The organism is Paenibacillus sp. FSL W8-0186, from assembly GCF_037969765.1.
GTDB lineage: Bacteria > Bacillota > Bacilli > Paenibacillales > Paenibacillaceae > Fontibacillus > Fontibacillus woosongensis.
On sequence record NZ_CP150207.1, the window covers coordinates 817,920 to 842,723 of the forward strand.

Genomic DNA, 24,804 nt, shown 5'->3' on the forward strand with positions numbered 1-24,804 from the left:
TATGAACGGTCTGTCGAAAATGGATGCCTACTTGCGCAGCATTGCGCTGCGGCGGGAGGAGGTGCCGTCCTTTCGGGAGTACCCTTTTCATCTGCCGGTGGTTGCTGATCTGGAGCAGCTTGAATTCCACCCGAGAGTGACTTATATCGTCGGCGAGAACGGCATGGGCAAATCGACGCTGCTGGAGGCGATCGCGGTCGCTCTTGGCTTCAACCCGGAGGGCGGGACGCTGAATTTCAACTTCTCGACCGCCGAGACGCATTCCGAGCTGCATGAATATATTCGTCTGGTGAGAGGCGTGCGCAAGCCGAGGGATGGCTTCTTCTTCCGGGCGGAGAGCTACTATAATCTGGCCACGGAGATCGGGCGGCTGGATGAGGGAGTGGGCGGGCCTTCGGTAGTCGGCTCTTACGGCGGCAGGCCGCTGCATATGATGTCGCACGGCGAATCGTTTTTTGCGGCGTTCATGAACCGCTTTCGCGGAAGGGGCCTGTATATTATGGACGAGCCCGAGGCCGCTTTGTCCCCGTACCGTCAAATGGCGATGCTGTCGCGGATTCATCAGCTCGTCAGTGAGTATTCGCAGCTGATTATTTCCACGCATTCGCCGATCATCATGGCCTACCCGGATAGCGTGATTTACCAGCTGACCCCGGAGGGGATTCGCGAGGCGACGCTGGAGGAGACCGATCATTTCATGATCATGAAGGAGTTCATGAACGGCCGGGAACGTATGCTGAGGGAGCTGCTGGAGTGAAGAACTGCGGCGGCTCCTTTTTTAGTTCAATACATAAAAAGTTTATGGGGTGAGTAGACGATGATTTTGAGGACGGTGAGAAAATACGGTATTTGCCCGGTGCAGCTGCCATGTAGCGGATAACCGATTGTACCGGGCTATAAGGGCTTATTATTGGGCTTATAATTGTTATCCGGCAGCTGTGCCTCTCTGTGGTTTAGCCTAGATTGACTTTATGTTTCCTAGTGAAATTCAAGAGAGAGGGATGCCAGATGAATCGTGAGAGATTAAGAGAGTTATGGAAAAAGGAAGAAGAAAAGAGCTTTAAGGGGTGGGATTTCTCCTCCTTGACCGGGCGCATCGCGGAGGAGGATCTGCCTTGGGATTACAAAGCTGCGGTGCTGGCCCAGATGAGCGGAGAGTGCGTGATGCTCGATATGGGGACCGGGGGCGGTGAGTTTCTACGGTCGCTCCAGCCTCCAAGAGGGAGAACGTTTGCGACAGAGGCGTATCCGCCGAATTTCGAGCTCTGCCGGGCTGTCTTGCCCGCTTATGGGATTGAGGTCAGACAGGTGTTCGATGATGCGAGCCTGCCTTTTGACGACGGGTTCTTCGATTTGGTGATCAATCGTCATGAAGCCTATTCGGTGCAGGAACTGGCTAGAGTCCTGAAGCCGGGCGGCTGGTTCATTACCCAGCAGGTAGGCGGGCAGAACAACCGGGCGCTGTCCCGTTGGCTGCTTGGGGAACAAGGGATGACCACAGATTCCGGGTTCGGCCTGGAGCAGGCGGCTCGCGAGTTAACGGTGGCTGGATTAACGGTCATGGAGCGGCAGGAGTGTTTTCCCCGTCTCCGGTTTTTGGATATCGGGGCGCTGGTGTATTTTGCGAAGGTCATTGAATGGGAGTTTGCCGGGTTTTCTGTGGATGGGTGCTTTGAGAAGCTGTGTGAGCTGCAGAAGAAGCTGGAGCAGGACGGCTGTGTGGAGAGCCGGGAGCACCGCTTTTTCATCGTGGCTCGCAAACCGATATAGATCATATAGATATTTTATAAGCGGGGCTTTTGCAGCCCCGTTTTTTAAGGAGGCGTGGTTTTATCGTGCGGCATTTTACGATATTTGCTTCAAGGAATGATACCGGAGATGTTCCGGGCTTAATTGCGGAAATATTTGCAGACGGCTACAAAATAGACGGCGGTCCCGGGGAATATGTGGTTCAGCAGCGAAAATGGTTTAACAAGAACAAGATGGTCATCCGGGTTGCCTCCGAGGATACTGATCCGGATTATTTTGCGAACAATGTTCCTGGCATGATGGGGTTCTACGATCGTATTCCGTTTGAGGACGAGCAGCTTAAGCGGCTTGTGCTTACGCAGATTTCCGTGATTAATACGATGCTGGCGATTGAGACGGAGAAGGATTACGACGAGGCTTACCTGACGTTGTTCCGGGGGCTTCTTCGCGGCGTGGATGGCATCGGCTTCTTCCCGGACGGGACGCTGGCCGATCACGACGGTCGTATCATTGTGCATCCTGACGGAAGGTCAGGCAATGCCGAGTTCAGGCCAAGGGCTTGCACGCGCAAAATTAGAGGCGAGGAACGGGTTTCAGCCGAGGGCGAGCAGCGGAAGCTAGCGACGATCGCTTATTTGCGGGAGATGAATATCCCCTGGAATGAAGGGCTGCCCCAGCTGCCGCCTTTAGCGGATTTACGGTTTAAGTCGGGTGAGGAAATCGCCCGTCGGGCGGTGGCTCTGTTGCTTGTGATCCAGTATGCCTGTGATGTTCTACAGGATGAGGATCTGGAGCAATCCAGACAGTTTGTGACAGGGATGCTGGATAAGTATGGGGTAACGGATGCCCTGACGGAAAATGAAGTGGAGCTGCTCCAGCAGGAGGAGCCCGAGCATCAGGATGCGGTGAATATCTCCTGGCAATACGAGGCCTATTGGGCGCTGATCTGGGCTTTGGGTCTGGTGGAGCGGCTCGATTTTCCAAGCCAGGCTTGTGATTGCGATTTTGCAATTCAGGCGGTGTCCAGCTGCGGCAGCTTGGAGGAGTTCATGGAAAGAACGGCAGTCCGCCGTCCAGAGGAAATTTTGGATGAAGCGGATCGGATCTACCGTCTGCATTGGGCCTGTGTGAACAGCAGAGTCAAAGGGGAGAGCGCGCCGGCCGGGATGAACGAAAGCATTGTCATGGAGCGGCGCAGGGCGCTGTTCTGGCTGATCGGCTGCGGAGATGAATCATGGGATCATGTTCGTATGGATACTTAGGGTTAGGTAGCTGATTTGTTGCCGTTGTTTATTGATTGAAGAGGAAAGCTGCAAAAGTACAGAATTTTTCTCGCTAAAGTACGGAACTGTCTTGAAATTAATGTATTTTCTCCGCGGTCCCTTAATTGAACTCGGGACTGTCTCTACAGCAAATTATACGACTCGATGGCTTTATAACCGTACGGCCGGTTCGCGGAGCTAACCCAGACGGCCAGGGTGACACAGATTATGACTGGAACTGACTGAACTGGCTGAACTGACTGAACCTTGATAGCCAGGATCAGGTACTAGATGTATTTCATGCAGTTAGTTCAGCGGTTTTGGCCGTGTTAGCGGGAACTAACTGCAAAACCTACATTTAGTTTTAAGCTATTTCGGCGAATTAGCTCCATTCAGGCAAACTAACTGCATGTTTTGCATTTAGCGTATGTATTTTTGATAAAAGAGCTTAACTAGATGTATAAAATACATTTAGTTTTTCAAAAATCTCCACTAAATGGTTACTTGAGCTTGTGGAAGACGATTAAAATGCATTCCGGTACAAGTTGCGTGCCATTTTCTGTGGAATAACCATAACTTCATCTGTGGTAAGAGCAAGTTTTATCGTTTGTGCAATCTTCTTCTGCCATCCCCATACCGTTGAAGTCCGCAAAATTAAGAGCTTTAGACCATCGAACTCTCCACTGCTCCCCGGCATACAATTCAGTATCACAATGAAAAGGGGAGTTTTTGTTGGAGATACCTGTAACTGGCTTTGTTGTCCATCGGGAGGATGGTTCTGATTCTGAACACTCGCACAAGCTGTATATTACGTCTTGGAATGGAAAACCTGTCCATGTTCATCCTTTTGCAGGGGAGACATCCTATGATGTTGGACACAGGCACCATTACGCTGGCAGAACGGAACCGGCTCCAAGCGGGGTTCAACATGTTCATACCTATTATGCGGTGACCTCCTTCAACGCAGGCCACACTCATAAAATTAGAGGGACAACAGGGCCGGCGATCCCATTGCCTGGGGGCGGGCATTACCATTATTTCGAAGGGTACACGACAGTAGACGGAAGCACGCCGCATCGGCATCACTACCGCGGGAATACGGGCAACGAGGAGGCCTGAATGGGCTGAGATAGTCTGGTTGGGAGGAAGAATTCGACTGCAGCAACCAAAAAGCACCCCAGCGAAACTCTATTGGAATTCCCTTGTAAGGGGAGCGGCCAATGTTGGTTCGTAGGGTGCTATATTATTTTATAACTTTGTTTTACAGATCGTCGAATCCGTTGTCGTCGCCGACCTTGCCATAGTTGCGGGATTTGGCTTCGAAGAAGTCCGTCTTCGTCGCGTTCAGCGCTTCGTCCGAGAACGGCTTGATCCATGGCATGCAGTTGACATCCACGCCTTCGTACGCCTTCTCGAGTCCCATTAGGCCCAGGCGCTTGTTGGCAATGTACTTGATGTAATCGGACAATTCGTTCAAGTCGATGCCGCGGACTTCCTTGAGCGTATAGTGCGCCCAGTTCGTCTCCAGCTCCACTGCCCGGTCGATCGTACGGTATACGTAGTCGATGTTTTCCTTCGTATTTAGCTCCGGATAGTCGAGCAGCAGTTGCTTGAACACTTCAGCGAAGAAGTAGCAGTGCTGATTCTCGTCACGCTGGATGTAGGAAATCATCTGGCTCGTCCCCATCATCTTCTGATCGCGCGCCAGATTGTAGAAGAAGGCGAACGTACTGTAGAAGAAAATCCCTTCGAGAATGAGATCCGCTACGAGCGCTTCAAAGAATGTCTGCGGCGATTGCTCATTGCGGAAGTTCTGGTAAATTTCCGAGATGAACTTGTTCCGGTCCAGCAGCACGGGATCATGCTTCCAATATTCAAAAATCTCTTTCTGCTCCTGCTCCGATACGATCGAGGACAGCACGTAGGAGTACGATTGGTTATGCACGACCTCTTGCTGAGCAATAATGGCGGAAATCGCCTCAAGCGAAGAATCCGTGAAATAACGTTTTACGTCCCCAACGAACATCGTTTGCATCGAATCCAGAACCGCCAGCAGCGAAATATTGATCTTGAACGTGCGCTGCTCCTCGGGATCCAATAGCGGAAATTGCTGCGCATCCTTGCTCATTGGAATTTCGTCCGCAATCCAGTGGTTGAGCAGCAGTACTTTGTACAGCTTGTACATATGCGGCATGCGGATGTCGTTCCAGTTCAGGATACCGGAGCACTCTCCGTTAATGATGCGAGTTGATTTGTTCGGTGCCTCCGTATTAAAAATCGTTTGCAGTTGCAATGATCTCATCTCCTCAAAGATTTGATGTTATTTTAAAAATTCACATTAGTAGCGATAAGTTTGAGCCTCTAAGTTCCCCGTAGCACTCCCCACATGCCCTGCACCAGCCCGAGCGAATCCCCGCAGGGGACAGCGCCCCCCAGCACGGAGCCTCACAACGAACCGCCCAAGCAGCAGTTCACTCCAAATCCCTTCGTAGCAATCGCCAAAAGTTCATCGTAGCATTCCCCACATGCCTTGCACCAACCCAAGCGAATCCCCGCAGGGGACAGCGCCCCTCAGCACGCAGCCCCACGAACCGCCCAAAGCCGCAGTCCGCTCCAAATCCCTTCGTAGCAATCGCCAAAAGTTCATCGTAGCATTCCCCACATGCCTTGCACCAACCCAAGCGAATCCCCGCAGGGGACAGCGCCCCTCAGCACGCAGCCCCACAATGAACCGCCCAAAGCAGCAATCCGCTCCAATGCAGGAGCGCTACCGTAGAGCGGGCCCGTTAGGGCGGCAAGCGGACCAGTTGCACGAACTACCTCGGGTGCGCTCGACAGCGGCAGTCCCCCGCAGCGTGTTTCCAGGCAGCACGGGTGCGCCTAAAGTAAGACGTACCCGGGGAAAAGCGTTCCACCCACCAGCCCATAGCGCATTCCCGAAGGGAACAGCGAGCAGGAGCGCCTCTACAACTCCAACGTTACTCCCTTTTGCGGGAGTCCCGAGGGCAGCAGGCCCTGGGGGCCCTCCCTTACGACAAGGGAGGGTTTGGGTGGGATGGGATCAATTAACTGGCGCAGCTCTCACACTCTTCAATCGTCAGCGCGCGGCTGCGAACATAGTAAGTCGATTTCAGGCCGGCCTTCCAGGCATGCAGATGCAGATCCAGGAACTCCGTCGCCTTGATGTCCGGGCGCACGTACAGGTTGAAGCTTTGCGCTTGGTCGACGTGACGCTGGCGTGCTCCGGCCATATCGATCGACCAGTGCTGGTCAATCAGGAAAGCCGTTTTGTAGTACCAGATCGTCTTCTCGGACAGATCCGGCGCCGGGTTGGCGATTTTGTACGTCGTCTTCTCCTCGTAGGAGAGCAGTTCGTACAGCGGATCGATGCTCGCAGTAGAACCAGCGATGATCGAAGTTGAGCCGTTCGGCGCAATTGCGAACATCCAGGCGTTGCGCACGCCGTTCTGGCTGACTTCCTCCGCCAGCTCGCGCCATTGCTCGGTTGTTACGAACTTGCCTTCACGAGTGCCGTCGGTGTAATTCCGGTACGTGAAGTAGTTGCCGTTCTCCCAATCGGAGCCGGCGAACTTCGGATAGCGGCCTTTCTCTTTAGCTAGCTCCATACTGGATTTGACCAGCAGATAGTTGATTTTTTCGTAGAGATCGTCGTTATATTTAACGGCTTCCTCGGATTCCCAGCGGATGCCTTCCAGAGCAAGCAAATGATGCAGCCCGAAGGTGCCCAGCCCGATCGCCCGGTATTGGCTGTTCGTGTATTGAGCTTGCAGTACCTCAATGTTGTTGATGTCGATGACGTTATCGAGCATCCGCGTCTGAATCGGAACGAGCCGATCTAATACGCCAGCCGGTACAGCGCGGGCAAGGTGGATCGAGTTCAGGTTGCAGACGACGAAATCGCCAGGGATTTTGGAAACGACGATACGGGTTTGTCCGTCCTTCGTTACCAGCTCCTCTTGTTCTACAACGGTTGGCGACTGGTTCTGCATGATTTCCGTGCACAGGTTAGAAGAGTAGATCATGCCGTGCGCCCGGTTCGGGTTGGCGCGGTTGACGGTGTCTCTATAGAACATGTACGGGGTGCCCGTCTCCAGCTGCGATTTCATGATCCGTTTCATAATATCGATCGCTGGCATCGTAATTCTCGACAGTGTCGGATGATTGACCGCTTCCCCGTATTTCTCACGGAACTCGCCGCTGCCGACCTCTTTGTCGTAGAAATCCTCCAGGCCTAGCGGACGGCCGTTCTCGTCTTTCCAGCCCATCGTTTTCTTCACTTCGTGCGGGCAGAACAGGTTCCATTCGCCGCGAGCCTCGACGGCTTCCATGAAAAGGTCAGGGAGGCAGACGCCGTGGAACACGTCATGCGCGCGCATCCGCTCATCGCCGTTATTCAGCTTCAGGTCAAGGAAAGCAAGGATATCCTTGTGGAACACGTCCAGGTATACCGCGATGGCTCCTTTGCGTGTGCCGAGCTGGTCGACGCTGACGGCGGTGTTGTTCAGCTGGCGAATCCACGGGATTACGCCGGAGCTGGTGTTCTTGTGGCCGCGAATGTCCGAGCCACGGGCGCGAACCTTGCCGAGATAGACGCCGATGCCGCCGCCCATTTTGCTGAGGCGGGCCACGTCCGTATTAGAATCGAAAATGCCTTCCAGCGAGTCGTCCACCGTATCGATGAAGCAGCTGGACAGCTGTCCGGCGACTTTTTTACCGGCATTGGACATCGTCGGCGTAGCGGCGGTCATATAGATGTTGCTCATCGCCCAGTAAGCTTCTTTTACATAGTCCAGACGCTTGTCCGCTGGCTCTTGGTGCATCAGGTACATCGCGATGACCATGTAGCGTTCCTGAGGCAGTTCCATCGTGCGTCCGTCAAAATCCGTCGCCAGGTAGCGCTCAGCGAGCGTCAGCAGGCCGATATAATCGAACAGCAGGTCGCGGGTCGGGTCGATCAGCTCGCCCAGCTCATCGATTTGCTCTTTCGTATAGCAATCGAGCAATTCTTGGCGGTAGATGCCCGCTTTGACCAGCTCGGTAATGAGATGGTAGAACGAACCGTAGGGCTCTTCCGGATACGCTTTGTAACGGCGGTTGACCGCTGCTTTTTTGTATAAGGTTGTGAGCAGGGCGCGGGCTGCGGCAAACTTCCAGTCCGGCTCGTCCTTGGTAACGAGCTCTAGGGCGGACATCGTAAAGGCGCTGCTGATTTCCTCGCCGGTAACGACGTCATGTCTCAGCTTAGCGGTAACGCCACGCAGCAGGCGCTCCTTGCTCAGTGTATGTAATCCCTCCAGAATACGGTCGGCGTAAATGCCGAGACGGTCATTGTCGAACGCAAGCTGGCGGTTGTTGGGTTTCGTTACGAGTGAAGGCATATGAAAATTCCTCGCTTTCTTGAAATGGGTTATTCTATCTTCCAATTCATTGTCGAATCTTGGATGCTCAAATCTTTAATTCTTAAATTGCAAGTATTCGTCAAAAAAAGAGGCGCTGCATATGCGGTCTCCAAAGATCTGCAGCTATACTCATGCGATCCCTAGAAGAGCTTTGAACAACCACATTATGACTTGGCGCCGGTGACGTCAATAAAGTGAACACAAATCATAATTATACTAGAAAGGCAGTCAGCTAGAAAGAGAAAGTTGGACGCCATTCGACAATGCCGCGCTGGGACAGGCTTGCCGGAATGTCAATCAGCCTCTGATTGGAGCTGCCGCGATAGAGCAGGGAGGGGTCCCGCAGCTCATCAACGTAGCGTCCGTCTACTAACACTTGGCAGCGGCTTAGAAGTCCGTATTCCGGGGACTTTGCGTCTCTGGTTAATTCCTCAAATGTATAACCGCTGTAAATCCAGGCGGATATAGCGCCTGCCGCCTCGCGCAGACGATCGAGAAATGCGCTGACCTCAGCTGCCGAGAAAAAAGGGTCTCCGCCAAGAATCGACACTCCGCTAAGCAGCGGGTTGCCGGCGATGTCCCGAATGATTTCCTGTTCCCGTTCGGGAGTAAACGGTTCGCCGTAAAGGAAATTCCAGGTGGCCGGACTGAAGCAGCCTTTGCAATAATGGCGACAGCCGCTTATAAAGAGCGCTGCCCGCAGTCCTTCGCCTTCATTAATAGATTCCGGGTAATAGCCGCAAATATTCATGTCGAATGCTTGAGGCGATCACGAACCTCGGCCTGTTTGGCAGCGTTGAAGCGGGTCTGGAAATCCCCGGTTAAATATCCGGTTACGCGGCGCAGCCGGCGGATATGGACGTCCTGCTCGCTAGCGTTGCAGGATGGGCAGGATGCGCCAATGATTCCTTCGTAGCCGCAGCCCGAGCAGCGGTCGATCGGATGGTTGATGCTGAAATAGCTCACCTGCTGCGACAGCGCGTACTGAATGATGCGCAGGAATGCAGCCGGATTGCTGCGGGCGCTGCCGTTCAGCTCAATGTAGGAGATGGCTCCCGCATTGCACAGTCCGTGGAACGGTGCTTCCAGCTCGATTTTTTTAGCTGCGCTAATGTTGTAGTATACCGGTATGTGAAAAGAGTTCGTATAATACTCCCGGTCAACGACGCCAGGAATTTCCCCGTAGTCAGCCCGGTCCCGCTTGGTGAATTTCCCCGACAGCCCTTCCGCCGGAGTGGCGAACAGGGTAATGTTCAGGTTGTGTCTTTCGCTCTGACGGTCGCAATAATCGCGCATGAAGGCGATCAAATTATAGGCCTTCTTATATACATCGGCATCTTCGCCGTGATGTTTACCATACATGGCTTTCATGCATTCTGCGAGCCCGATGAAGCCGATCGACAGGCTGCCGTGCTTGAGCAGCTCTCCCACCGTATCCTCGGGGTTCAGTTGCTCGCCGCCCTCCCAGACACCTTCGCGCATCATGAAGTCGGAAGCCTTGGCTTTCTGGGACGATTGAATCCGGAAGCGGTGCAGCAGTCCGTCCAGCGCGATATCCATATAATGCTCCAGTTCCCGGTAGAAGCCTTGTTCATCTGCGGTCTGCCGCAGTCCTAACGCTATGCCGTGCTCCAGGCCCAGCTTGACCAGGTTCAGGGTGTTGAAGGACAAGTTTCCTTTGCCGGAAAGGTGGTTGCGGCCGAAGCGGTCGCTCAGCACCCGCGTGCGGCAGCCCATCGTGGCAAATTCGGTATCCGGGTTCGCCGGATCGTAATACATCAGATTGAGCGGGGCGTCCAGGTTGGCGAAATTCGGATACAGCCGTTTGGCCGAGCATTCCGCTGCTTTCAGGAACAGTTCGTAATTGGGTTCGCCCGGCTGCTGGTTCACGCCCTGCTTGCATTTAAAAATCTGAATCGGGAAAATCGGTGTCTCGCCGCTGCCAAGTCCGCGCATCGTTGCGGCCAGCAGTGAACTGATTACGAGCTGCCCTTCTATCGACGTGCATGTGCCGTAGTTGATGCTCGTAAAAGGAATTTGTCCGCCCGCCCGGCTCGACATCGTATTGAGATTGTGGATGAGGCTCTCGGCGGCCTGCAGCGTTTCGCTTTCGGTCTCTTTAACCGCATATTTGAAGGCCCTTGGATACTGCGCCTGCAGATCAGAGCGAGCCATGGTGATCAAACCGTAATCCGCTGCGCTGTCTCCTTCTTCAAAGTAGTCCAATCCTTTGCGGAAATATTTGACGAAGGATTTGGTTACATAAGGCGCCAGGTCGTGGTCCAGCTTATTGGCGGATACACCGCCGTATTGCGCATTTTGCTGGGACTGAAAAATGATCGCCACAAGCGCCATCGCCGTCATGATCGAATTCGGCGGCCTTACGCTGCCGTTGCCGGTGTTGAACCCTTCGCGCAGCAGCTTGTCGAACGGAATGAAGATGCAGTTCGTCGTTCCGATCGCGTATTGATCCAAATCGTGCACATAGACGATATTGTCCTGAATGGCCTGAACGAGCGGCTTTGGCATGACAAAATGGTTCGCATACCATTTCGCGTACTCGCTGCCGAATTTGCTCATTTTGCCAGAGAAGCTTTCGCCGTTCAAGTTGGCGTTCTCCCGCAGCACCTCAAGATTGCTGCTTGCAACGATCTCTTCTCCTAATGTAATCACTTCATCCAGCATGTCTTGGCGGCTTGTATAAACCGGGTTCATCATCGCCATAACAAAGTTCCCCTCCCGAAAAACTACGCATTACAACCATATAAAAAGGCATTTCCGATCATACAAGGTTGGAAATGCCCGAATGCGCGTTTGAAGAAATGCCTGGATCATCCTATGAAATGCAGGATGAATGCGTATGTAAGCTGCAAGCGGACACCTACCTGTTCCTCGCAGGTTCATCTGGTATTTGGTGTCAAATACAGAAACGGGCAGGTCTCCTGGCTTCCGGACTTCTTCACTGACGCCTTCCCGCAGATGGTTAATATCTGCAGTGGCATTCTGTCAGTGAAGCGCTGCAAGGAGCCTTGGCAAGCTCTTGCATGCACCCGGTCACAGTGGCGGGACCGCAGCGGAATTGCACCGCACTTCCCTTTTAAGCCCCAGCCGAGAAATAGGGGGCTGGATCACCCGATTCCACTATATTTGGTTGTCTGCAACTTACATTACCCCAATATGTAGTGTTTGTAAACAGTCATCTTCACTAGCTGAAGGATGAAAAATCATGAAAAAACAGGTGAAAGCAACCCTGATGCGGCGAGTGGGAGATGCAGAAAAATTGTGAACATTTATCGCGGCAGTTCATGATCGTATTTTTTGCGCAGCTGGTTCAACTGCTCTAATTTGCGCAGATGCTGCTCCTGGTTTCTCATCCCGGCGGCAACGATCAGGTTCTCTACCAGGAAGGTCGGGGCGATCATCGAATGGAATTCCCAAATCTCGCCCCGGCTGGCATACAGGGTCATGTCGCATTGGCCCGAGAAGTCGGAGACAAGGCGATCGGTAATGAGTATCGTGCGGTAGCCGCATTGCTTGGCATGATCTGTGATCACCTTGGCTTCCGGCAGCAGACGGACGAAGCCGAAGAGAACAACGACGTCTTCGCCTGTTATATGAAGCAGATCCTCGAACAGCTCGCTGCCTCCGCGATCAAGGCGATGGATGGACAGGCCGAAGCGGCTGAGGCGGTAATGCATCAGCTGGGCGAGGCCGGACGAGGGACCCGGAGCGTACAAATATACTCTGCGCGCCGTGACAAGCGCATCCACAGCGGCGTCAAATGCTTCCTGTGAATAATGCTGCAGCGTGCTCTCCAGATGTTCGATGCTGGAGGCAAGAAATTGTCCGGGAAAGGATGCCGCGTTGGCTCTATCCATGATGTTCTTCATCTTGGCGGCAGGGGTAACCTCCAGATGCTCGCGAAGCTGGTTTTTGAAATCTTTGATATTTTTAAATCCGACAGAACGCCAAAACCTCGATACGGAGGCGATGCTGAGTCCCAAGTTGTCCGCGATTTCCTGTTCGGTCAGAAAGAGGACAGTTTGCATATTCTTCTGGATATAGTCGGCAATTTTATATTGACCCGGGGATAAGGTTTCTAAATTCCAGTCCAAGTTCATGAGGTTGGCCTCTCTTCCTTCGAATGAATTGATAGCTTTAGATTAACATATCTGCAGGGGGGCGGTAATGAGAATCTAGCCTGAAATGATATATTTTTTACATTAAATAAAGTGATGAAATAATTTTTACATATGATTTACAAGATATAGAAGCAGCTTTAATAAATCCCTCCTATAGTGGAGCTATCTGAAACCAGGAGGGGAAGTAAGTGGCTCAATTAAGGCAAAGGTATGTATTAACCCAGTCCCAGAAAATGATGGTATTCATTCTATCCATGTCGCTGTACGGTCTATCGAATATGATCACCGAGCTGATTCCGTCGGTTCGGCTGGGACCGATCGAACTGTCCGTCGAGTATTTCGCTTTTATTCCGCTGACGCTGTGCATTTTGTTCCATCCGTTCTACGCAGCCGTCGGGGCAGCACTGGGCGAAGTCATCTTCGGGGAGATTATGCTGGGGCAATTCGGCGGGCTTGGCGAGCTGGAGAAGTTCATCGGCTTCTCCCTGGCGATGTTCATCGCCGGGACGCTGGTGAACGATCCGCAGAACCGCAGGCAGGTTGGCGTCGCAGCAATGATGGGAGTCATCATCCACCAATTTATTAGCTGCGCGGTCGATATCGGCAAGGTATGGATCGGTGTGGAGGAGTTCGAGGCGGTGCCGGGCTTGGCGGAGAGCGTGGTAGTTGTTGAGGGAGTGGCTTTTTTGAACGATGTGCTGTTCTCAGGAATTCTGTTTGCGCTGCTGCCGACACTGTATCTTGTGCCGCGCTTGTATGGGAAAATCGAACCGCTCCTTGGCATGAAGCCTAGAAATAATAAGATGAAATATTCATTCGCTGAAATTATGGCTCCCAGATTGATCGTTGTATCCGTAATACTGGCTGTTCTGGCGGCTGCTGCGGAGTTCCTGGCGGAATCGGATATGGCACTCGTTGAATGGGATGCCGACTTCCTGGAGAGCATTGGCGGCTGGTTCATCTGGGTCAGCATCGGCGCTGCCGCCGCGGTGGCATGCCTTACGATCTGGCTGCTGGTTCGCAGAGGAAAACGTTCGGGTACGGCAGGCACCGGGATCTAATCAGAGTGGAGGTTGAAGCATGTATCAAGACAGGACTCTATTGCGGGAGGCGGAGAGAGCGGAGCCCGATTGGATCGTATCGATCGACAACGTGACTTTTACATACCCGGGCGCGGAGGCTCCGGTGCTAAACGGAGTGTCCTTGCAGATTAAGCGCGGTGATTTCGTCGCCGTTATCGGTGGAAATGGGAGCGGGAAATCAACGCTGTGCAAAACACTGAATGGACTAATACCCCACTATTATGTCGGGGATTTCGAGGGGAGCGTCCGTGTGAACGGGCTGCAGACGCTGGAGCATGATGTTGCCCGTTTGTCGCGCCATGTCGGTTACGTCTACCAAGACTTCGAGAATCAGCTTATCCGTCCGACCGTGCTGGACGACGCCAGCTTTGCTCCGCTGAATTACGGGTTCGAGGATTACCTGGAACGCGGGCTGCGGGCATTGCGCTTGGTGGATCTGACGGTAGACCCGAAGGAATTCATCTGGCAGCTTAGCGGGGGGCAGAAGCATCAGCTGGCGCTTGCCGGGGCAATCTCGCTGGATCCGGATATCCTGATTATTGATGAGCCCGTCGCCCAGCTTGATCCTTGCCATGCCAGGGAGATCTATGATTTGCTGAGCCGTCTGAATGAGCAGCATGGCAAGACGATTATCGTTATCGAGCATCATACGGAGTTTATTGCGGAATATTGCAGGCAGGTCGTGCTGATGGATCAAGGCCGGGCCGTATGGTCGAAGCCGGTAGAGGAGGCGCTTCTAGAGCTGGAGCAGCTGCGGTCCAGCCACATTTATCCGCCTCAGGTCACCCAGGCCGCCGCCCAGATCGCTAAAACCCGAGAACGGGATTCTGCCGGGATAGATGGTAGTTGGCCTAACCTTGGCCAGTTCGGCCTTGGCTTGCCGCATCTCGCACCGTATCCGATTACACTTGACGAGGCGGCGGCTTACTTTCAGCGACAGCAGCAGCTGGAGCTGCAGGGGGAATGCGGCGAACTGGTCGGGATCCCTGTTGAAGGTACTGATGCTGGTGTTACTGAAGTTAATACTGAAGCTAACACTGGCGTTAATATGGGCGTTAACACGGACGCAGACCCAATCATTGAAGCCAAGCATGTCCGCTTCTCCTACCGGACGGTGAGCCGGGAGCGTAAGAATGTGCTTCGGGATGTCAGTGTAACGTTCAGAACAGGGGATCTGGTGGCCCTCGTTGGCAACAATGGGGCAGGGAAATCCTCCTTCATGCGGCTGATCACCGGGGTAACGAAGCCTGAAAGCGGCCGGATCGTTGTCAAAGGAATGGATACGGCTGCAACGACGCCCGAGCAGCTCGCCAATACAGTGACCTACATTTATCAAAATCCGGAGGAGATGTTCATTGAGGATTCGATCCGCAAGGATGTGGAGTTCTTTCTTAAGGCTCGCCGGGTGGAGGGATATAAGGAGAAGGTAGACGCCATACTCGAGAGCTTCGGACTGACCGAGCTGCAGCACCGGGACGGCCGGCTGCTCAGCGGCGGTCAGCAGCGGCGCGCTTCGCTGGCGATCGGAGTCGCGATGAATCCGTCCGTGATTCTGCTCGACGAGCCGACCGCGAACCTGGATATCGCGACCCGCAAAGACATCACACGCCTGCTGCTGCAGTTGAATCGTCATGTGGAGACCGTCATTGTGGCAACTCATGATATGCAGCTGGTAGCGGAATGGGCCAACCGGATTATCGTGATGCATCAGGGCGATATTATCCGGGACGGAACACGGGAATCGGTGTTCGGCGATGCCCATTTGCTGGAGCAGGCTGGCCTTCGGGCGCCGCAGATTTTAGAGCTTAGCCGCAGGCTGGGGATGGCGCCGCTCAGCTATACGGTGGACGAATTCACGCAGCGCTGGAACGAATCGAGAAAGGGGGCGGCGAGGCATGGAGTATGTTCGTAAGCTAATGGACCGCGTATCGGTGGAAGGGGTCAAAATCGAGCTGCTCAACACGGCCTATGGCAACGGCAATACGTTTTTGGCCAGACTGGATCCACGGACGCTGTTCCTCTGGTATTTGTATTTCGGCATCGCTCCCTGGTTCATTCATAACGAGGTGCTGCTGCTCGGCATGTTCCTGCTCCTGGCCGTTACGACGATGATATCACGGGTGAGTCCGCTCATTATAGTCATCCTTTGTCTCGGCTTACTGAGCCAGGCGGGGTATCTGTTCATTGTATCCTGGCTGTTCGGCGGGGGTGGGGAGACGATTCTGCCCCTGCTGAAACTGACGATGAAGCTATCGGTCATTTCGATGGCCAGCATTACCGTATTTTGCTCCATGGACCCCGAGAAGCTGAGCGACGGGCTGCTCCGCATCGGCGTCCCCAAGCAGGTGTCGTTTGGCATCGCCTACGGCTATCGGACGCTTCCTAGCCTCGTGGAGGAGTACCACCATATTTTTCTGTCGTTCCGGCTGCGGGGCGTGGCACCAAGGAGGCATGGGCTGCTGTACTGGAGGAGCATCGTTTATTTTTTGAAAATAGCGGTGCTGTCTTTTTACCCATTAATTCTGAGCATTGCCAAACGCACGCGCACTACGGTGGAAGCACTGGAGGCCAAGGGCTTCTCGTACGCCTACCATTCCCCGGAGGCCAAAAGAATCAAGCTGTCATACATGAAATTTACCGCCCGTGACGCCGTGTTCCTGCTTGGCTCGGGATTGTACGTCGTACTGCTTCCTGTTCTTGCAGCTCAAATCTCCATATAAATGAATGATGCGGATAGTTTATTATCAAATACGAAGGAGAATCCGATGAGAATAGATTTGCATACCCATGTCAAGCTTGCCAAAAAAACAGTCTTCAGCCACGCTTATTTCAAGGAAATGATGGCCGAGGCGGGAAAGAACGGACTGGATGCCGTCGCCATGACGGAGCATTTCAACACCTGGCGGTATGAGGATATTTATGAAGTGCTGGACCGGCATTATCCTTATGAGCACGGTTATTATTTAGCTGAGGGGATCAAGGTGTTTCCCGGCATTGAAGTAGATATTCAGGAGACGGGGCATATTTTGATTATTGGCGACCGGGAGCGGATATTGGCTTTGAGGCAGCGCCTGGAACCTTATACCGAGAAAGGGCGGTTCATCAACTTCCAGTCGCTGCTGGATTGGAGTGAGGGACAGGGCTTTTTACGCATCGGCGCGCATCCTTTCCGGCTCAGCACGCCGCTGCATCATTTGCCGGTTGAACTGCTGCGGCGTCTGGACGCTTTTGATCTGAACGGCAAGGATATTTATGCCCAAGGCTTGGAGGCTTATCGCGCTCAACTCGATGAATTTGCACAGCGTCTGAGGCGTCCTGTTGTCGGGGGCAGTGATACGCATCAATATATGCAGTACGGCAGTATTGTTAATAGCTTTGACGAGGAAGCAGGGACGGCAGAGGAACTGCGCGGCCTGATCCGGCAGGGGGCGTATCAGATAGAAGTTTCGCCATGCCTGCATGCGAAGGTGAAGTCAGCGAATGTGATCAAGGCGCTGTTGAAGAAGGAGCAGGCTGTTTCCGAAGAGAGCAGTGGCGATTTGCGGGAGCTCGGGGAAATGGCGTAAGCGGGCGAAGATCACTACACAGGCAAGGTACAGGGCCTCTTCCGGGTGCGGGAGAGGCCTGTACTTCATTCCTCCATGCAGATTATGATACGGTACTGGGTATAAGGGTGTGCTGAGTTTATTTGAAATGAAGGGGTGGAAATTGTTACAATAAGAGGCAGTGGAATGCGGATTAAGAAGCATGGACAATACTCTAAGAAGGAGGGAGAAGCATGGCGATTGCAGAGGTAACGGTAATTCCTATCGGGACGGGGTCGACCAGCTTAAGCCCGTACGTAGCTGAGCTGCAGCGGGTATTAGAGAAGCAGGAAGGCATCCAATATACGCTGACCTCAATGAGCACAATTATTGAAGGGCCATTGGACAGCGTGTTCGCTGCGATTCGCGCGATTCATGAGTCGCCGTTCCAATCGGGTGCTCAGCGGGTGTCCACCTCGATCAAGATCGATGACCGGCGCGACAAAGCGAGCTCCTCTGAGCAGAAGCTGCGTTCGGTGCAGGCGAAGCTGCAATAAATTCCTGATTTTGAGGACTTGCAAAATTTTCAGATCGAGTTATAATATTTTTTGTTTCCACTAAATTAGTGAATATGCTGGTGTAGCTCAGTTGGTAGAGCAACGCATTCGTAATGCGTAGGTCGGGGGTTCGAGTCCCTTCACCAGCATCTTGCTAAAGTCAAGCGCAGCGCGGCTTCCGAGGATTTCGGGGTCGCGCTGTTTTTGTGTTTCTATGCAAACTTCTAACATTCTTCTGACCTTTATTCGAGTAAAGTATTGTTTTTGGGATTAGTTTGTTCTCCAAGAAAAAAGAAGAGATTGTCCTTCATCTGACAATCCTAAGACTGAATGGCTCCATATACGATTGTCTACTGAGGAGAATTCAATTCTTGCTAACTATTGCTGTGTACCAATTCCAATCCGCTTTACATTAGAAGCATAGGGGCATCACCTATACCGCTTATTTTACCAGATTAACTTAATCATTAATCAAGAAATCTTTTAATTGTTCACTTCGTCTTGGCTTTTTGATCTTTTATATTTTAAAGTCGAATAAGATATTTCTTAGTTGGAATGACCCTATCATGTACGCCTACAATCTGCCCTGACACACTTTATCTATTTTAATGACACCTCTGTTACAACCGAATCTCCATTTTGATTTTATGTATCGGTCAATTCTTTCGCTGGATTGTTGTTAAATAAGCGAATAGAGCGGTTATGATAGCAGTAAGAATGGTAGTGATTATTGTTGATATGTTGTTCTGAACCCATTGAGATATATTTTGAAAAAATGATTCGTTATTTACAGTAAGTTTATTTACTGTTCCACTTGCCGAAAATATGCCCCCTATTTTTGAATTTTTATCTACAGATAAATTAGAGTTAAGTTGATTTTTTGGATAATTCTTGGCTCCGACTGAGACTGCAGCATTAGGTATTTCATACTTTTGAGGTTCACCAGTCCTAAATACAGTTAGAACTGCATTCTCTTCTCCAACGATATCAATCTCTTTTGAATAACCATTGTAACTCAATGTTTGGTTCTTCTCAGTTTGTATTTTGAACGAAAAAGGATGTTCTGTTAAAAATTCCAGCATGATAGATGGTTTCCCTTTTTGTGAATCATCATTAACAGATATTAATTGTATTTGCTGATTGATGGGTGTCTCCACATTTTTAAGGTATACCTGAACATGATATTTAAACAAGAGCGTTACATCCGATTCGGTTGATAAACTCCAAACAGTTTTGCTCCTTATGGGTACAGTCTCACTTTTATCCGACCAATCAATGGACTTACCTTGACCAACGTTTACTTGAAACCCACTGAGATATTCAGAATTATCATAATTATTATGTATCCCTAATGTGTCAAGTTCATTTAAACCATTAGACTCGATCAATACATTATTGTCTAATAAAAGATTTGGAATTGTTATATTAATATCATCAAAACTATCTCTACTAGTTGTGTAATCATAAACAATTCGTAGTTCATATGGAGCTATGGTTTGGATCTCACCATTTACCTTTACAGAAAGGGGGGTAGTATTTGTCATTTCTCCCTGAGTAATATACAAGCTATCTGTAGTTGCCTTTAAGTGAAGTCCAAACATAGTATCTTTCAAAACAATATTGTTAGTATTAGTTTTATACGTAAACCAAGCATCTCTAGGAGTAAATATAAACAATAAGAAGATTACCCCAAACGTAATGAATACTAATAATATAGATGGGAAAATTCCTCCAATAAGTTTCGAATTACGTTTCTTCGTCCTTCTAAGGTAATCATCTATAATATCAAAACTCATGTACACAACCTCACACATCAATTTGTAAAAATCAGATTCATGTTAACATAATTTTTTACAAATTGATATTACGATTACATTAACTAGGGAGAATGAAGTGTTAAATAGTCCAGGGGTCTTTCCTGACACTCCAACAGCAGGTATCTGCTGCTTTCTTCTTTTAAATTTAATTTAACTATCTTGCCCCTTTTATTAATTACATAATACAATTCCTGTTTTATTTAATTATTCATCCATGCGCCATAGTATGCCTAATTTGACACAGCTGGAAAGAATGACAGGAAGAACAGTCTCCATGAATGGATGAACCGTAGTTATTGTCTTTTTTGTATCAACATCTACTCTTCGTAAAGCAAGTATTTCACTTAGCCTCAATCTAGAGATGTGACAAGTTCGAAAGCAATATAGTATTTAATTAAACGTCAGTTCAAGAGAGATGGAGGTTATATTAAACATTAATCAGGGGTGACTCTTACCAAATCCAGTGAAAACCTATAGGTTTAGTCTCTAATCCAAGCGCGACTAATAATAACTAAGAGAATAAACAAAACGAGGATAACTCCTGTACTGGTCCAAATTCCAGCACCAGCACCGCAAGTCCCAGCTCCTGCAGCATATCCCATATTAGTTCCTCCCTCCTTTTCAATCTGACTTTAGGATATGCTCGCATCTTAAGAATAGATTGGACTTTTTACTGCAAATAAAAATACGGTTTAGTTGCTCGCAAAGCTTAGCTTTAACCAATTTTTTTCGATAATAGGTAGCAGTTTACCAATGGCTCATATTTCTCAATTTGGTATCCCTGTTTATAATAAAACTGCTGAGCTTTATAATTAACTGCATCAACATATAAGTGGCTTTTGGAACATTTGTTTTTTAAGGCTAGAGACAAGGACCTGTTCATTAATTTTGAGCCAATCCCTCTTTTTCTTGCATTTTTGTTTACGGCAAGCATGTCGACTATATGGGTATTGTCTAGGATAACAGAGTGGATAAAGCCTTGTGGCGGGGCATTGGGAGTCCGGGCATACACATATGTGTACCCTCTCTCTAAACGTTTATTAATTTCACGCTTATTGTATTTAACATCTGGAAACGTCTTCTGGGAAAAAGGAATCAGTTCTGTTCGAATAAGGGCATGGATATGTTTTTGGTCATTTTTTCTACTCCGTCTAATCATGATGATACATCCTCCCCTTTGGCTTGTTACATTATATTAATAAGTTTATATGCCAAATGATTGGACCACAGCTTGGTGATATCTAATTTGATATTCTGATCAAGCTAAGCAACATTATATACTTTGGTCAGATCGCCAGTACACCAACTCAATTCTATTATTAAAAGGGTGGGGCAACAACAGAAGGGTTGACTACTGGACTGAATATTAATGTTCTACCGACTTAGGATCCCATATAAAACTTAGTAGAACCTAAACTCTATAATAACCGTTATTTTATGTCTTCTAATACCTTAGATACCCCTTTAAATACATACGGTAACGCATTCGTATACGTAGGTCGGGGGTTCGAGTCCCTTCACCAGCCAAGTATAGCGCGCGGAGGCTGCGCTTTTTTGCGTGGAAAGGGAACCTGGCTCTTACTCTGCTTATACGATATAGTTAGATTGATAGACATTTTGACCGTTTGAAACTAAGTAAAAATAAGCATATTTTGGTATAATGGAACTTGTACATGGAACTGGCTTAAAAGGACGGTCGGCTAGTCTCCCGGAAGGGAGGTGATGCCTGTGGAGATTAAAGATGCTTTGACGATGATGATCAGCTTTGGAGGGCTTATTATTGCTCTGTTGACGCTGGTTGTGGCTATCGTTGTAGCAATTAATCAAAACACAAAGAAATAGACCGCCCTAGGGATTAGGATTGCGGTCTATTTCGATTGCATTAAATCCTACAGCCGACCGCTCTTTAAAGCGGTAAGTGTACGGGGAGCCGTGTTGCTGCACGGCTCCTTAACTATTTTTATCATAGCATAAGCATAATTATACCTCAACCTGGGAGTTCCATTTTATGTGGCTGGAAGCGAAGTGAGGAGGCACGGCATTCCAAACGTCATGGAACGCTCATCCAGCAAGCCATCGGTTAATGTGTAGACCGGAGTTGAATTCCTTCGCTAGCATCCTTCTAAACGTATTAATCCTCCTCCTCTATAGCTAGAATCTCCCTTGCTGCTTCTATGAAAGATAAGATGATGGGTGAAAGCCATTTATCTTTATGCCATGACATCTGAGTATACACGTGCAGGTCAGGAATTTGCCATGGAAGGGCGACAAGCTCGCCTCGCTCCACTTCGGCTTTGGCTACGATTTCTGGAAGAAAGGCAATACCGATTCCTGAAATAGCACATTGTTTAATAGCTTCGGCACTTTGAAACTCTAAATAAGTGATGCTATCAATGCCCTCTTTCTCAAATGACCGGTCAAACATCGTTCGATAGGGGCAACCCTTTTCATTCGTCAGGAACACTTGTCCGTGAAAATCCTCCAGCTGCAGCACAGTTCGTTTCGCGAGCGGGTGGTCTGGAGCAGCGAAAAGGCGGAAGGTTTCTTCCACCAGCGGCTCCACGGCAAGTCCGCTCGAACGGATGGGCTCGTCCAACATAAAGACGATATCCGCAGTTCCCTCAAAGAGTGTCTGTTTGAGCTCTTGATTGGGTACGGAGCGGAAGATGAGACGAACTCCCGGATGCTGCGAACGAAACCGTTGAAAGACAGCTGGAAGCCGGTAGGTGCAAATAACTTCATTGGCACTTACCGTAAGGGTTCCGGTTAAATTTTCATTGTCATGAACGACACCGCGGGCTTCGTCCAATTTGTCTAAGACCCCTTGGATATGTGTTAAAAAGCGTTTCCCCGCCGTTGTGAGAACGAGCTGTTTGCCCAAGCGGTCAAAGAGACGAACCCCAAGCTCATCCTCCAATGCTTTGATTTGCATCGTGACGTTGGAGGGGACGTAATTTAGCACTTCCGCAGCCCGGCTGAAATTTAAAGTGGATGCCACCGTGCGGAACGTAATCAGTTGGCGCAGTTCCATCATACGATCCCCCTATACTTTCAATATTATTGAATAGTGCTATCAATTTCATTCACTTTTATTGAGAGTATCACAGAACTATACTAACAACAAGAATAAAACATATGGTTTCTTTTTGAAGGGAGAGACACTACGATGAATTATGAGATTTTTGATTTGGGTGACGTAACGCTGCAATCCGGGGTGACGTTGCCGGGCGCTTTTCTTGCTTATAAGACCTATGGAAGATTGAATGAACAGAAAGATAATGTCATCGTCTATCCAACTGCTTTTGGCGATACGCATGTTCAAAATGAATGGCTGATTGGAAACGGCATGGCACTGGATCCGCAAAAATATTTCATTATTGTTCCTAATCTGCTGGGCAACGGTTTATCTTCGTCTCCTACGAATACGCCGCCCCCGTTCGACAAGGCTAATTTTCCGCAGGTAACGATCTATGACAACGTTCAATTCCAGTATCGGCTGGTGACCGAAAAATTTGGCATTCGCAAGATCGCGCTTGTTGTTGGATGGTCCATGGGAGGCATTCAATCATTCCAATGGGGGGCAAGTTATCCCGACATGGTGGAACGCATTGCACCTTTCGCTGGAGTTGCCAAGACCTGGCCCCACACGTATGTGGTCCTGGACGGAATGAAAGCTGCGCTCATGGCTGCAGTCCGCTTCGATTCGAGTAAGATAAACCAGTTGACTTCTGCAGATATGCGCGCCGTTGGCAATGTCTATGCGGGATGGGGCGTATCTCAGGCGTTTTACAGGGAGGAACTTTATCGTGAGCTGGGATTTGACTCATTGGCAGATTTTATGGCTGGCGTCTGGGAAAATAGCTTTATGCAGATGGATCCGCACAATGTACTAGCCATGTTATGGACAGGGCAAAATGCGGATATCAGTGCAAACCCCGCCTATAACGGAGATTTCGATAAGGCGCTCAGAAGCATTAAAGCGCTGGCCTGTGTCATGCCAGGAAGCACGGATCTTTTCTGCACGGCGGACGATAACGAATACGAGGTTAAGCGTATGCCTAGTGCTTTTTTTCAACCGATCGAGTCGATATGGGGCCATTTTGCGGGCCGCGGAATCAACAGTGCCGATAATCAATTTATTGATGACAACCTAAAGCGCTTGTTGGCGATGTGATGAGGTTGGTAGATATAAAAGCGTTGTCTGTGAAGAGGATTAGATTTCTAATGCAATAGAACAAGCTTTTATTGATGGGAGATCTAGTGTCGTTGGTAGTGTGAGTATCAAACGCTGTTGAAAGAGGAATTCAGATTAGCTGGTGAAATATAAGCGACCACCTCGGTTATAGCCTAGGTGGTCTTTTTTTACCTTGAATAAGGTGATATGTCTGAGTTAATATAGAAACGTACGTTCTTGTTTGTGCTATCAATCCCGCGGTATTTCAACGACAGCAGGATACAGTCAGTCAGCCAGAGAAGGGATGTGATGACAATTGAATAAACAGGGACACTCTGCATTAGCCTTACTTGCGGGATCGGCTACTTCTGTAGCTGCCCTAACGGCTTCCCCAATGAGTACCACTTTGGAGGTTATTGGCTTCGCAGGAGTGATATGCGCAGCTTCGATCATGGGGGGCCTTGCCCCGGATTTGGATCATAAAACGAGTACGGCGAGCCAGAAGATCCAGCTGTCATCGGGGAAGAGAAAGCTCATGCGGGCATTGTCGGGGATATTCCTATTCATAGGATTCGTGTTGATTCTACTAGGTTACTCCATACAAGCCGGGGCGATTTGGATTGGCGCCGGTATTATGGCTGGCTGCTTGGCAAGGCTTCGGACGATCATACTTATCGCTAGCGGTACTTTGATGCTGATGGGGTATTTCGTTTACGACTGGCACTGGGTGGCCCTTTTTACGGGAATTGCTCTGCTCATCATGCCGTTCGTAAAACACCGTTGGATCATTCATTCGCCTGAGTTTGCAATCGTTCTAAGTTTGGGACTCTTCATCTTTGGCAGTCAGTACTCAGGATGGGTGATGGCAAGTTGTCTAGGGTTTATTGCGGGCTGGTGGTCTCATTTATTTGGAGATATTTTTGGGAGTGACGGGATACGTTCCTTATTTGTTCCGAAGTTTAAAATAGCTCTGCGTTTATTCGATAACGGAGGAGCTGCCGAACGGATGATTTCTAAACTGTGTCATTTACTCAGCATCGTGGTCTGGGGAATTTACGGGTTTGTCCTCTGAAGCTT

Annotated in this window: 21 protein-coding genes, 1 tRNA gene and 1 riboswitch; of the genes, 13 read left to right on the forward strand and 9 right to left on the reverse strand. The window is 49.9% G+C overall.

The annotated features are described in order from the left end of the window. The first annotated feature begins 1 nt into the window (after position 1). The 4 genes from MKX50_RS03425 (at position 2) to MKX50_RS03440 (ending at position 4,130) form a co-directional block, all read left to right on the forward strand. Positions 2–757, forward strand: a complete 756-nt coding sequence (locus tag MKX50_RS03425; RefSeq protein ID WP_155611795.1) for an AAA family ATPase — start codon at positions 2–4, stop codon at positions 755–757. A 251-nt stretch (positions 758–1,008) separates the two neighbouring features. Further along, positions 1,009–1,770 (forward strand): class I SAM-dependent methyltransferase, encoded by a 762-nt coding sequence (locus MKX50_RS03430; protein WP_339158423.1) that lies wholly within the window; start codon positions 1,009–1,011, stop codon positions 1,768–1,770. Between the two features lie 65 nt (positions 1,771–1,835). Then, positions 1,836–3,011, forward strand: coding sequence for a DUF4272 domain-containing protein (locus MKX50_RS03435; protein ID WP_339158424.1), 1,176 nt, complete (start codon positions 1,836–1,838; stop codon positions 3,009–3,011). Positions 3,012–3,743: 732 nt separating this feature from the next. Then, positions 3,744–4,130, forward strand: a complete 387-nt coding sequence (locus MKX50_RS03440; RefSeq protein ID WP_213591049.1) for a YmaF family protein — start codon at positions 3,744–3,746, stop codon at positions 4,128–4,130. 142 nt (positions 4,131–4,272) lie between these two features. Here MKX50_RS03440 and MKX50_RS03445 read toward each other — a convergent pair whose 3' ends face one another. From MKX50_RS03445 to MKX50_RS03465, 5 genes are all read right to left on the reverse strand, one after another. Then, positions 4,273–5,304, reverse strand: a complete 1,032-nt coding sequence (locus MKX50_RS03445; RefSeq protein WP_155611799.1) for a ribonucleotide-diphosphate reductase subunit beta — start codon at positions 5,302–5,304, stop codon at positions 4,273–4,275. Between the two features lie 772 nt (positions 5,305–6,076). After that, positions 6,077–8,410, reverse strand: coding sequence for a ribonucleoside-diphosphate reductase subunit alpha (locus MKX50_RS03450; protein WP_339158425.1), 2,334 nt, complete (start codon positions 8,408–8,410; stop codon positions 6,077–6,079). A 253-nt stretch (positions 8,411–8,663) separates the two neighbouring features. Continuing rightward, positions 8,664–9,182, reverse strand: a complete 519-nt coding sequence (nrdG, locus tag MKX50_RS03455) for an anaerobic ribonucleoside-triphosphate reductase activating protein (protein WP_339158426.1) — start codon at positions 9,180–9,182, stop codon at positions 8,664–8,666. After that, complete coding sequence (locus tag MKX50_RS03460; protein WP_213591051.1) at positions 9,179–11,155, reverse strand: anaerobic ribonucleoside triphosphate reductase; 1,977 nt, start codon at positions 11,153–11,155, stop codon at positions 9,179–9,181. Before MKX50_RS03460 ends, nrdG begins: the two co-directional genes overlap by 4 nt. A gap of 190 nt (positions 11,156–11,345) precedes the next feature. Then, a riboswitch (cobalamin riboswitch) is annotated at positions 11,346–11,582 on the reverse strand. Between the two features lie 139 nt (positions 11,583–11,721). Continuing rightward, positions 11,722–12,552 (reverse strand): MurR/RpiR family transcriptional regulator, encoded by an 831-nt coding sequence (locus tag MKX50_RS03465; protein WP_339158427.1) that lies wholly within the window; start codon positions 12,550–12,552, stop codon positions 11,722–11,724. Between the two features lie 209 nt (positions 12,553–12,761). On the opposite strand from MKX50_RS03465, the gene MKX50_RS03470 reads away from it, so the two are divergent. From MKX50_RS03470 to MKX50_RS03495, 6 genes are all read left to right on the forward strand, one after another. Next, positions 12,762–13,634: a cell division protein FtsQ gene (locus tag MKX50_RS03470; protein ID WP_339158428.1), complete on the forward strand. Its 873-nt coding sequence runs from the start codon at positions 12,762–12,764 to the stop codon at positions 13,632–13,634. Between the two features lie 19 nt (positions 13,635–13,653). After that, a complete protein-coding gene (locus MKX50_RS03475) occupies positions 13,654–15,567 on the forward strand; it encodes an energy-coupling factor transporter ATPase (protein WP_339158429.1) in 1,914 nt (637 codons plus the stop codon). Beyond that, positions 15,551–16,375: an energy-coupling factor transporter transmembrane component T gene (locus tag MKX50_RS03480; protein ID WP_339158430.1), complete on the forward strand. Its 825-nt coding sequence runs from the start codon at positions 15,551–15,553 to the stop codon at positions 16,373–16,375. The genes MKX50_RS03475 and MKX50_RS03480 overlap by 17 nt, the downstream gene beginning before the upstream one ends. Positions 16,376–16,420: 45 nt before the next feature. Continuing rightward, positions 16,421–17,221 carry a PHP domain-containing protein gene (locus MKX50_RS03485; protein ID WP_339158431.1) on the forward strand — a complete coding sequence of 267 codons (801 nt, stop codon included), beginning with the start codon at positions 16,421–16,423 and terminating at the stop codon, positions 17,219–17,221. A 212-nt stretch (positions 17,222–17,433) separates the two neighbouring features. Further along, positions 17,434–17,736, forward strand: a complete 303-nt coding sequence (locus tag MKX50_RS03490; RefSeq protein WP_213591057.1) for an MTH1187 family thiamine-binding protein — start codon at positions 17,434–17,436, stop codon at positions 17,734–17,736. 76 nt (positions 17,737–17,812) lie between these two features. Further along, positions 17,813–17,885: transfer RNA gene (locus MKX50_RS03495), tRNA-Thr, on the forward strand. Positions 17,886–18,392: 507 nt separating this feature from the next. On the opposite strand, the gene MKX50_RS03500 is transcribed toward MKX50_RS03495, so the two are convergent. From MKX50_RS03500 to MKX50_RS03510, 3 genes are all read right to left on the reverse strand, one after another. Next, positions 18,393–19,532, reverse strand: coding sequence for a hypothetical protein (locus tag MKX50_RS03500; protein ID WP_339158432.1), 1,140 nt, complete (start codon positions 19,530–19,532; stop codon positions 18,393–18,395). 500 nt (positions 19,533–20,032) lie between these two features. Then, positions 20,033–20,155, reverse strand: coding sequence for a YjcZ family sporulation protein (locus MKX50_RS03505; RefSeq protein WP_339158433.1), 123 nt, complete (start codon positions 20,153–20,155; stop codon positions 20,033–20,035). Positions 20,156–20,268: 113 nt separating this feature from the next. Continuing rightward, the gene (locus MKX50_RS03510; RefSeq protein WP_155611813.1) at positions 20,269–20,712 is read right to left on the reverse strand and encodes a GNAT family N-acetyltransferase; all 444 of its coding nucleotides are present in this window, start codon (positions 20,710–20,712) and stop codon (positions 20,269–20,271) included. Between the two features lie 569 nt (positions 20,713–21,281). On the opposite strand from MKX50_RS03510, the gene MKX50_RS03515 reads away from it, so the two are divergent. Then, a complete protein-coding gene (locus MKX50_RS03515; RefSeq protein ID WP_019635316.1) occupies positions 21,282–21,395 on the forward strand; it encodes a putative holin-like toxin in 114 nt (37 codons plus the stop codon). 289 nt (positions 21,396–21,684) lie between these two features. Here MKX50_RS03515 and MKX50_RS03520 read toward each other — a convergent pair whose 3' ends face one another. Next, positions 21,685–22,584 (reverse strand): LysR family transcriptional regulator, encoded by a 900-nt coding sequence (locus tag MKX50_RS03520; RefSeq protein ID WP_339160005.1) that lies wholly within the window; start codon positions 22,582–22,584, stop codon positions 21,685–21,687. A gap of 135 nt (positions 22,585–22,719) precedes the next feature. Between MKX50_RS03520 and MKX50_RS03525 the strand changes: the two genes are divergently transcribed. Further along, the gene (locus MKX50_RS03525) at positions 22,720–23,727 is read left to right on the forward strand and encodes an alpha/beta fold hydrolase (protein WP_339158434.1); all 1,008 of its coding nucleotides are present in this window, start codon (positions 22,720–22,722) and stop codon (positions 23,725–23,727) included. Between the two features lie 394 nt (positions 23,728–24,121). Then, positions 24,122–24,799, forward strand: coding sequence for a metal-dependent hydrolase (locus MKX50_RS03530; RefSeq protein ID WP_339158435.1), 678 nt, complete (start codon positions 24,122–24,124; stop codon positions 24,797–24,799). Positions 24,800–24,804 lie beyond the last annotated feature (5 nt).

Excerpts from the sequence above, each read along its gene's own strand:
- MKX50_RS03425 (WP_155611795.1), top strand. The coding sequence starts at position 2 with ATGAACGGTCTGTCGAAAATGGATGCCTACTTGCGCAGCATTGCGCTG.
- MKX50_RS03430 (WP_339158423.1), top strand. The coding sequence starts at position 1,009 with ATGAATCGTGAGAGATTAAGAGAGTTATGGAAAAAGGAAGAAGAAAAG.
- MKX50_RS03450 (WP_339158425.1), bottom strand. The coding sequence starts at position 8,410 with ATGCCTTCACTCGTAACGAAACCCAACAACCGCCAGCTTGCGTTCGAC.
- nrdG (WP_339158426.1), bottom strand. The coding sequence starts at position 9,182 with ATGAATATTTGCGGCTATTACCCGGAATCTATTAATGAAGGCGAAGGA.
- MKX50_RS03460 (WP_213591051.1), bottom strand. The coding sequence starts at position 11,155 with ATGGCGATGATGAACCCGGTTTATACAAGCCGCCAAGACATGCTGGAT.
- MKX50_RS03465 (WP_339158427.1), bottom strand. The coding sequence starts at position 12,552 with ATGAACTTGGACTGGAATTTAGAAACCTTATCCCCGGGTCAATATAAA.
- MKX50_RS03475 (WP_339158429.1), top strand. The coding sequence starts at position 13,654 with ATGTATCAAGACAGGACTCTATTGCGGGAGGCGGAGAGAGCGGAGCCC.
- MKX50_RS03480 (WP_339158430.1), top strand. The coding sequence starts at position 15,551 with ATGGAGTATGTTCGTAAGCTAATGGACCGCGTATCGGTGGAAGGGGTC.
- MKX50_RS03485 (WP_339158431.1), top strand. The coding sequence starts at position 16,421 with ATGAGAATAGATTTGCATACCCATGTCAAGCTTGCCAAAAAAACAGTC.
- MKX50_RS03490 (WP_213591057.1), top strand. The coding sequence starts at position 17,434 with ATGGCGATTGCAGAGGTAACGGTAATTCCTATCGGGACGGGGTCGACC.
- MKX50_RS03500 (WP_339158432.1), bottom strand. The coding sequence starts at position 19,532 with ATGAGTTTTGATATTATAGATGATTACCTTAGAAGGACGAAGAAACGT.
- MKX50_RS03505 (WP_339158433.1), bottom strand. The coding sequence starts at position 20,155 with ATGGGATATGCTGCAGGAGCTGGGACTTGCGGTGCTGGTGCTGGAATT.
- MKX50_RS03510 (WP_155611813.1), bottom strand. The coding sequence starts at position 20,712 with ATGATTAGACGGAGTAGAAAAAATGACCAAAAACATATCCATGCCCTT.
- MKX50_RS03520 (WP_339160005.1), bottom strand. The coding sequence starts at position 22,584 with ATGGAACTGCGCCAACTGATTACGTTCCGCACGGTGGCATCCACTTTA.
- MKX50_RS03525 (WP_339158434.1), top strand. The coding sequence starts at position 22,720 with ATGAATTATGAGATTTTTGATTTGGGTGACGTAACGCTGCAATCCGGG.
- MKX50_RS03530 (WP_339158435.1), top strand. The coding sequence starts at position 24,122 with ATGAGTACCACTTTGGAGGTTATTGGCTTCGCAGGAGTGATATGCGCA.